Annotated in this window: 5 protein-coding genes; 1 reads left to right on the top strand and 4 read right to left on the bottom strand. The window is 66.2% G+C overall.

Annotated features, from left to right (window positions below; all coding sequences use genetic code 11):
• Positions 1-523 precede the first annotated feature (523 nt).
• The 3 genes from VF515_13210 to VF515_13200 all read right to left on the bottom strand — a co-directional run bounded on the left by VF515_13210 (position 524) and on the right by VF515_13200 (position 3,987).
• Positions 524-1,849, bottom strand: coding sequence for an NCS2 family permease (locus tag VF515_13210; protein ID HEX7408596.1), 1,326 nt, complete (start codon positions 1,847-1,849; stop codon positions 524-526).
• A gap of 6 nt (positions 1,850-1,855) precedes the next feature.
• Positions 1,856-2,581 carry a lysoplasmalogenase gene (locus VF515_13205; protein HEX7408595.1) on the bottom strand — a complete coding sequence of 242 codons (726 nt, stop codon included), beginning with the start codon at positions 2,579-2,581 and terminating at the stop codon, positions 1,856-1,858.
• A 101-nt stretch (positions 2,582-2,682) separates the two neighbouring features.
• Complete coding sequence (locus tag VF515_13200; protein HEX7408594.1) at positions 2,683-3,987, bottom strand: amino acid permease; 1,305 nt, start codon at positions 3,985-3,987, stop codon at positions 2,683-2,685.
• Positions 3,988-4,154: 167 nt separating this feature from the next.
• Between VF515_13200 and VF515_13195 the strand changes: the two genes are divergently transcribed.
• On the top strand, positions 4,155-5,141 hold the full coding sequence (locus VF515_13195; GenBank protein ID HEX7408593.1) for an NAD-dependent epimerase/dehydratase family protein: 987 nt from the start codon (positions 4,155-4,157) through the stop codon (positions 5,139-5,141).
• A gap of 175 nt (positions 5,142-5,316) precedes the next feature.
• On the opposite strand, the gene VF515_13190 is transcribed toward VF515_13195, so the two are convergent.
• The coding region (locus VF515_13190) for a hypothetical protein (GenBank protein HEX7408592.1) at positions 5,317-5,527 on the bottom strand (211 nt) is incomplete at its 5' end.

Raw genomic sequence — 5,527 nt, 5'->3', positions numbered from 1 at the left:
GCCGCCGTGTCCGACCGGAGCGGTCCTCAATTGTCCGAGTGACTGCGCTGGCGGCTGCGGGTACGTGTGTGTGCCTGGCCCCGTGTGCACGCTGCCGCCGTGCCCTCCCGCAGGGTTCCTTGATTGCGCGGGCTTCTGTGCGGGCGGCTGCGGGTACGTTTGCCGGCAATTTCCAACGCCTACGCCGCCGCCTCCAATTGAGGGAGCGTGCTTCAAGGGCTCTTCGCAGTGCGCCAGCGTGTCTTCCCTCACTTCGCAACGTGAGTGCTGCGTGTTGTCCCAAGGGCTCGGACCGGAAGCGATCTCATGGTGTCCAATTGGCCAGCTCGATCCGTCGACGGGGGCGTGCGGCGCCTGCGGCGATCCTTGCGAAGGATTGCAGACACCGACGACCATACCCCTCCCCTGACTACCGCCAGCAGTTACCCAGCGATCGCTCTTTCTTGAGCGGCTCTGCCTTGGCCGGATGTGTTGACGTCGCCTCGGGTGCGCGCGGGCGGTGCGCAGGTCACGAAGCGATGTCCTAGATCAGAAGCACATAGCGAAGCACAAAGAGTGATGCGAAGAGGTACAGCAGCGGGTGCACCTCGCGGCCGCGGCCGACGGCGAGCATGAGGATGGCGTAGGCGATGAAACCGAAGGCGATACCCTCGGTGATGGAAAAGGCAAAGGGCATGGTGACGATGGTCAGGAACGAGGCCATGCCGGCCGGCGCATCGGCCCAATCGATGTGGGTGACGCTGCGAATCATGAAGCTCCCGACGATGATCAAGGCAGGGGCGACGATCGGATAGAGGGTCAGATCGCCGACGTGTACGCCTGCGCCCGCCATGTGCGCCAGGGGCGAAAAGAAGAGGGCGGCGAGGAACAGCGCGGCGGTCACCACGTTCGCCAGGCCCGTGCGCGCGCCCGCGTGCACCCCGGCGGCACTCTCGACGTAGGCGGTCAGCGTCGAGGTGCCCATCACGGTGCCAACGATGGTACCGATGGCATCGGTGGCCATCGCCTCGCGCGCACGTGGCAAACGCCCGTGTTTCAGAAAGCCGGCTTGCTCGGCGACGCCGATCAATGTCCCGACCGTGTCGAACAGGCCGAGGAAGAAGAGGACGAAGATCACGGCGATCAAATCCGGTCTGAACGCCGAAACGATATCGAGCTTCAGCAACGTCGGCGCAAGTGGCGGTGGAGGAGCCATCAAACCGTTGTACGGCACCAGCCCGAACGCGACGGCGGCCGTGCCCGTTGCCAGTGTGCCGATGAGAATGGCGCCGCGGTTGGCGCGCGCCACCAGGATGGCGGTCAGGAGCGTGCCGCCGATCGCGACCAGCGTCGCGGGATGATGCAGGTTGCCGAGGGTCACGAACGTGCCCGGCGCCGGACGCACCAGGCCGGCCCATTCGAAACCCACCAGCGCAATCAGTAAGCCGATGCCCGCGGCGATGGCATGCTTGAGGGAGTCAGGGATGATGTCGATCAGACGCTCCCGCAGACCGACAAGTGACAGGAGGAGAAAGGCGCAGCCGGCGATGCAGTTGGCCCCGAGCGCTACCTGCCACGAATAGCCCATGCCGCCGGTCGCCACCGGGCCTGCCACCATGAAGGCGAAATAGAAGTTGTGGCCCATGGCCGGCGCCACGGCGATGGGATAGTTCGCCCAGATGCCCATCAACAGAGTGGCAAATGCCGACGAGAGGCACGTCGCGGTCATCACCGCTCCCGCGTCCATGCCGGTCGTCGCCAGCACCGCCGGCTGGACGAAGATGATGTACGACAAGGTGACGAACGTGGTGACGCCGCCGATGATCTCAGCGCGCAGCTCCGCGCCCTGCCAGTTGAGCGACCGTGCCATCAGCGCTCAAACACCAGGGACTGCGTGCAGCGACCAGATCCACGCCGCGTAGATGATGCCCATTTGCCCGCCCACGTACGTCAACCAGATCCAATCGTTGGCGTTGTGTATGCGCGTGCCGCGGATATCGGTGACGCCGATGAGAAAATCGGAGGCCACGAAGAGCAAGCCACCGAGGGCTGTGGCCCACCACGCGCCGCCGAGCCCGACCGCCAACGCCAGCGCGAACGAGGCCATGATGCCGATCCATGTGCCATACACCAGAGCACCGGTGTTCACCGCTGCTCCCTTGGCTGGATTGCGGATGAGCAGCCACCAGCCGCCGATGCTGCAACCTCCGTACGCCAGCAGTCCCAACCACAGACCGGCGTTGGCCAACGGCACCCCGTGCAGGTGCAGGGTGCGCACGTAGGCAGCAATGTACAGCCCGTGCGCCAGACCGAAAGCCGCCATGCCCCCGACGAGACGATTCGGCACCGGCAGCAAGCGGGCCATGATGAGGTCGCCTACGAAAGACGCCGACATGCCGAGGAAAACAAACTTGCAGTATGCCGCTGTCTGCGACGGGCTGGCTCTCCAGATGAGCAACGCGGCCACAACCAGTGAGGCACTCAGCAGCATCCGGACAAGCAGCGGCAGGCGCCCGTTGGTTGTCCGAGCTGGCGCGTCACGCCACGGTGCCAGCCAGCCCGTGACCAAGAGCACCACCTGTGCGACCCACACCGTCCCCATTGAGAGCCTCCCTCGCAGGTCCGAAGCCGCCGGGCACCCGCGCTTCGCGCCGTATTGAGTAGCACAGTGGTGGACAAAAGGCGTAGTGCGCGGCAGCCGCCTCAGACCGAACCAGGCAGGTTCCGGCGGCGCGAGAACAGCCAGTAGAAGGGCGCGCCTGTGGCGGTGACGGCGAGCGCGATGGCGCACTCCTTCGGCCTGCCCCAAAGCATCGCGCCCGCGATCGCCGCGTTGGCGATCAAGTACAGGCCGGGTACGACCGGATAGCCCCAGGCGCGATACGGGCGCGGGCGGGCGGGCTTGCGCCAGCGCAGCGTGTACAGCGCCGTGGTGTCCGCCATGGTGGCCAGGACGATGGCGAAGGTGGTGTAGTCGAGCACACTGGGAAAGCTGCCGAGCACGACGATCAGCGCAATGGCGGTGAGTGCCTGTGCGACGATGGCGATGTGCGGTGTCTTGTAGAAAGCATGCACGCGCTGGACTCCCGGGAAAAACCGGCCATCCAGCGCCATGGCGTAGGCGATGCGCGGCCCCACGAGGATGGTCGCGTTCAAGCAGCCGATGACGGACGCCAAAACGAGAATCGCCGTGATCGTGCCACCCGCCGGGCCGAACAGGGCGCGCGCCGCGGCTTCGCCGACACGCACTTCTCCACGCAGGGCGTCGATCGGGAGGGCGTAGAGATAGACCGCATTCATGCCGACGTAGATGGCGGTGCACACGGCCAGGCCCAGGAACAGTGAGCGCGGTACGTTGCGGCCCGGATCGCGAATTTCGCTGGCGACGTAGACCGACGCGTTCCAGCCCAGGTAGGTGAAGAGGATGGGTGAGAGCGCCAGACCGAAGCCGCTGAACGAAATCGTCGTTGCCCCTCCCGCCAGCGGGCGCAGGTGGACGATCTCACCGCGACCGATCAGCGGCCCGGCCACCATGAGTGCGGCGAGCGCCACCAGCTTTATGGCGCCGGTGACGTTGTTGAATCGCGCCCCCGACCGTACGCCGACGTAATTCACCCATGAGGCGAAAACCGTCAGTCCGATGGCTGCAACCATCTTGCCCCACGCCCCCAGGCTGACGAATGCCGTCATGCCCTCCACAAAACCTACGGCCAGTGTGGCGACCGTGCCGGCGTAGATGACGAAGAACGACAGCCACCCGACCAGAAAGCCCGCGAGTGGATGGTAAGCCTCACGCAAGTAGACGTAGTCACCACCCGCGTGCGGGTACATCGCGCCAAGCTCCGCATTGGCCAACGCGCCCGCAAGGGAAAGGAGGCCGCCAACCAGCCAGGCGGCGAGAAACAGACCCGGGGAGGGGAGATGGTCGGCAACCGTGCCCGGGGTGAGGAAGATTCCCACCCCGATGACCGACGATACCACCAGCATCGTCGCATCAGTGAGCGACAGGCCCCGCTCCAGCCGATCGAGCGGGTGGCGATCGGGCTCAGCCGTGTGCGTACACGCTCCGCATGGCGCTTCTGCCTACGCGAATGACCGGATGCTGGTCAATGGGGGAGAGGATCTGCGCCTTACCTTGACTCGCCGGGCGCTGCCGGATACGGGCGTTCGACGAAATGATTCTCCTCACCGGCGCAACAGGATTTCTTGGGAGCCATGTGGCGGAAGCGCTGCTGGCGCGTGGTGAACGGGTGCGGCTGCTGGTGCGGCGACCTGATGCGGCACAATGGCTCGTCGACCGCGGCGCCGAGTGCGTGGCTGGTGACTTGAGTTCGGCCGCGGCGCTTGCCGCCGCCGTGCGCGGGTGCCGGGTCGTCGTGCACTGCGCGGCGCTGGCTTCGGACTGGGGCGCGTGGGACGCCTTTCGTGAGGCCAATGACCGCGGCGTGGGCCGGTTGCTGGAGGCGTGCGCGGCCACGTCGCTCGACCGCTTCGTGCACATCAGCACGCTGGACGTGTACGGCTACCCGGATCGTGACGGGTTGGATGAAACGACGCCCTACCGGGACCGAGGCTTGCCGTACAACTCCACCAAAATTGCCGGGGAGCAGCGCGTCTGGGCCGCGCAGCGTGCGGGCTTGCCTGCCACGGTGATCCGCCCCGGCAACATCTACGGCCCGCGCTCGGTGACGTTCGGCGTGGAGATCGTCAGCGCCATCCAAAGCGGCGCACCGCTCGTCCGCGGCGGCAACGTCGATGCCGGCTTGGTCTACGTGGACAACTGCGTGGCGCTCATTCTCCTGGGCATGGAGCATCCGGCGGCGGTGGGAGCGGCATTCCACTCCGTCGATGAGGACGGCCACAGCTGGCGGGACTACTTCGCCGCGCTCTGCCGCGCCCTGGAGTTGCGGATGCCCGCGCGTTCGGTGCCCCGCGGTGTGGCCTACGCACTGGGGGCGTTGATGGAATGGACCGGGCACGCGACCCGCCGGCAGCAGCGGCCGCTCCTGACCCGTACGGCAGTGGAACTCCTCGGCACCCGCCAAGGGTTTTCCGGTGCGCTTGCGCGCCAACGCTTGGGCTTTGCTCCACGCGTTGCATTCGACGAAGGCGTTGCCCAAACCGCCGCATGGCTGCGTACGCGCATCAGCCGTGGTGGCTAGGTCACCGGCACGTTACCACCACTCAGGTGTACGACAAGCGGCGGTGGACGACGTTGCAGAGCGCCTCGCATGAGGTGCCGATCTGAGCCGGCGGAAGGGCATCGCAGGCGGCGAGAATGGTGTGGCCGGGGCTGTGCGTGGAGCAGAAGAGCGCCGATTGGGATCGTGGCGCCGTTCAGGCGGCTACAATCTCCACGCGAGCGGTGAAGCCGAGTCGTTCGAGCAACTGCTCGCAATCCTCCCATGTCAGACCAAACGCGCGCACATCCGCGACGCCCAGACGCGACACGACCGACGCCAACACCGACACGCTTGCCGCCTCAAACTCGCCATCCATCATCGCGTTCTCCGCCCAATCCACCAATTGCGCCAGCGTGATATCATGG

Source organism: Candidatus Binatia bacterium (assembly GCA_036382395.1).
Taxonomy (GTDB): Bacteria; Desulfobacterota; Binatia; order HRBIN30; family HRBIN30; genus JAGDMS01.
Note: the sequence above shows the minus strand (reverse complement) of the source record. Positions and strands in the feature narration are given on the sequence as shown.

Excerpts from the sequence above, each read along its gene's own strand:
- VF515_13205 (HEX7408595.1), bottom strand. The coding sequence starts at position 2,581 with ATGGGGACGGTGTGGGTCGCACAGGTGGTGCTCTTGGTCACGGGCTGG.
- VF515_13210 (HEX7408596.1), bottom strand. The coding sequence starts at position 1,849 with ATGGCACGGTCGCTCAACTGGCAGGGCGCGGAGCTGCGCGCTGAGATC.
- VF515_13195 (HEX7408593.1), top strand. The coding sequence starts at position 4,155 with ATGATTCTCCTCACCGGCGCAACAGGATTTCTTGGGAGCCATGTGGCG.